At 41.9% G+C, this 2,256-nt stretch carries 1 protein-coding gene and 3 tRNA genes; 3 read left to right on the top strand and 1 reads right to left on the bottom strand.

The features are described from left to right. Window positions 1-110: 110 nt before the first annotated feature. Window positions 111-186 (bottom strand) — tRNA-Val (locus H5202_RS20895). Window positions 187-442: 256 nt separating this feature from the next. Between H5202_RS20895 and gltX the strand changes: the two genes are divergently transcribed. From gltX to H5202_RS20880, 3 genes are all read left to right on the top strand, one after another. Continuing rightward, on the top strand, window positions 443-1,852 hold the full coding sequence (gene gltX, locus H5202_RS20890; RefSeq protein WP_182773751.1) for a glutamate--tRNA ligase: 1,410 nt from the start codon (window positions 443-445) through the stop codon (window positions 1,850-1,852). A gap of 104 nt (window positions 1,853-1,956) precedes the next feature. Next, a tRNA-Ala gene (locus H5202_RS20885) sits at window positions 1,957-2,032 on the top strand. Window positions 2,033-2,129: 97 nt separating this feature from the next. Then, window positions 2,130-2,205: transfer RNA gene (locus H5202_RS20880), tRNA-Glu, on the top strand. Window positions 2,206-2,256 lie beyond the last annotated feature (51 nt).

Here is a 2,256-nt window from a genome sequence, read left to right as displayed (position 1 = left end):
GTCGCGTCTGGGCTCGAACCAGTGACCCCCTCCTTGTAGGTGGGGTGCTCTCCCAGCTGAGCTAAGCGACCTGAGATATAATTAACAGCAATAATCCATAAAGAAAAATATGGTGGTCGATACTGGGCTCGAACCAGTGACCCCCTCCTTGTAAGGGAGGTGCTCTCCCAGCTGAGCTAATCGACCTCGCTGTGTGGGGCCGTATTATAGGGGGCAAGCAAAACCTGTCAACGCTTTTTATTTAAAATAATGACAGTCGGAGTAAAATTGTTCGCTTTGATGCTTTGTTGAACAAGAGATTGTCTTCCATAATAAAGAAAAATCAAAAACTACTGAAGGTTTAGAAGTACGGCATTTCAACTGCTGGGTTTGACTGTTAGAATAGCATCACATTTTTTTGTTTGTCTTCTTTAGACGTTTATAAATAGGTTAGTGTCCGATTATGACTACTAAGACGCGTTTTGCTCCAAGTCCAACTGGTTTTCTTCATGTAGGCGGTGCCCGTACAGCACTTTACTCATGGTTACACGCACGTGCTAACAATGGTGAATTTGTACTTCGTATTGAAGACACTGATATTGAGCGTTCAACTCAAGAAGCCTGTGATGCCATTCTTGATGGTATGAACTGGTTGGGTTTGACTTGGGATGAAGGCCCTTATTACCAAACTAAACGTTTTGATCGTTACAATGAAATTATTGCGCAAATGCTAGATAAAGGCACTGCATATAAATGTTATTGTTCTCGTGAGCGTATTGAGAGCATGCGTGAAGAGCAAGCTGCACAAGGTTTACAACAAAAATACGACGGTTGTTGCCGTAACCTTGCACCACGTGACACTGACGAGCCTTTTGTTGTTCGCTTTAAAAACCCAATCGAAGGCAGTGTCATATTTGATGATCACGTTCGTGGTCGAATCGAAATTTCTAACGACATGCTTGATGATTTAATCATTAAGCGTACCGATGGTGTACCTACTTATAATTTCTGTGTTGTAGTCGATGACTGGGATATGGGCATTACCTGCGTTGTGCGCGGTGAAGATCATATCAATAATACGCCACGCCAACTCAACATCCTTAAAGCATTAGGCGCACCGATCCCTGAGTATGCTCATGTGTCGATGATTTTGGGTGACGATGGCGCCAAGCTATCTAAACGTCATGGTGCTGTCGGTGTTATGCAATATCGTGATGACGGGTATTTACCTGAAGCACTATTAAACTATCTTGTTCGCTTAGGTTGGTCTCATGGCGATCAAGAAATATTTTCAATGGAAGAATTGAAAACGCTGTTTAAATTAGATGATATCAACAAAGCAGCTTCAGCTTTTAATACTGATAAGCTCATTTGGCTAAACCAACATTATATCAAATCTCTCGATCCTGTTTATGTAGCATCACATTTACAGTGGCATATGGATGATCAGAAAATTGATACTAGCAATGGTCCAGCGTTAACTGAAATTGTTACAGCATTATCTGAACGAGCGAAAACATTAAAAGAATTAGCCGCTTCAAGCCGCTACTTCTACGAAGATTTTGATAACTTCGATGAAGCTCAAGCTAAAAAACATTTACGTGGTGTGGCACTAGAACCTTTAACGTTGTTCAATCAAAAGTTATCTGAGCTAAATGATTGGAGTGTAGAGAATATTCACCAAGTTATTGAAGCGACAGCAACAGAACTTGACGTCGGTATGGGTAAAGTGGGCATGCCTCTGCGCGTTGCAGTGACAGGCGCTGGGCAGTCTCCTGGGTTAGATTTAACCTTGTTCTTAATCGGAAAAGAAAGATCTGCACAAAGAATATCCAAAGCGATTGAATTTGTAGCAGATAGAATAAATTCCTAAAAAACGAGTTGACACTTTTGGGTATGCTGCATAGAATGCGCCTCGCAGTTGAGACATGATGTTAGATTTTTTCTAGTAGCATATTCAAAAGCATTAAGTAAGACGGGGTTATAGCTCAGCTGGGAGAGCGCTTCGCTGGCAGTGAAGAGGTCCACGGTTCGATCCCGTGTAGCTCCACCACTTACTTAACAATCTTTAAGTAGATAATTAGCACTGGTGTTTAGCCTACAGACACCTATGAGTATTCACTCGATACAGAGTATAACGTATCAAATGTGCCCCATTCGTCTAGAGGCCTAGGACACCGCCCTTTCACGGCGGTAACAGGGGTTCGAATCCCCTATGGGATACCATATTTAAGATGGTTGAACATGATTCGAAACTGTTGTTTTAGAAAAAATGTT

It is taken from the genome of Shewanella sp. SG41-4 (assembly GCF_014164505.1).
GTDB lineage: Bacteria > Pseudomonadota > Gammaproteobacteria > Enterobacterales > Shewanellaceae > Shewanella.
This window is presented reverse-complemented; position numbering and strand designations above follow the sequence as displayed.

Excerpts from the sequence above, each read along its gene's own strand:
- gltX (WP_182773751.1), top strand. The coding sequence starts at position 443 with ATGACTACTAAGACGCGTTTTGCTCCAAGTCCAACTGGTTTTCTTCAT.